The sequence below is a fragment of the Pleomorphochaeta sp. DL1XJH-081 genome, assembly GCF_049310885.1.
GTDB lineage: Bacteria > Spirochaetota > Spirochaetia > Sphaerochaetales > Sphaerochaetaceae > CAYZJV01.
This window is the reverse complement of sequence record NZ_JBMDYO010000074.1, coordinates 1-278: the sequence shown is the minus strand read 5'-3', so window position 1 is coordinate 278 and position 278 is coordinate 1. Positions and strand designations below refer to the sequence as shown.

General features: G+C 41.0%; 1 protein-coding gene. It reads right to left on the bottom strand.

Annotated elements, in window-relative coordinates:
• The coding region (locus tag ACODJP_RS13950) for an acyl-CoA dehydrogenase family protein (RefSeq protein WP_422482527.1) at positions 1–278 on the bottom strand (278 nt) is incomplete at both ends.

Below are 278 nucleotides of genomic sequence, written 5' to 3'. Positions count from 1 at the left end.
GCCATCTTTTACGGCACTGGTTTTTAAAGAGGCAGCATCAGAGCCAGATTCAGGCTCGGTTAAACAAAATGAACCAATAATTTCGCCACTTGCGTAACGTGGTAAATATTTCTGCTTTTGCTCTTCTGTGCCATCAATCAAAATTGCACTTGAGCCAATACCGTTATTAGTACCAATTAAAGAACGAAAAGCCGGTGAAGTTTGTCCAAGTTCAAATGCAACTCTGACTTCCTCTTCCATAGTGATGCCTAAGCCACCATATTCTTCGGGAATTGTAA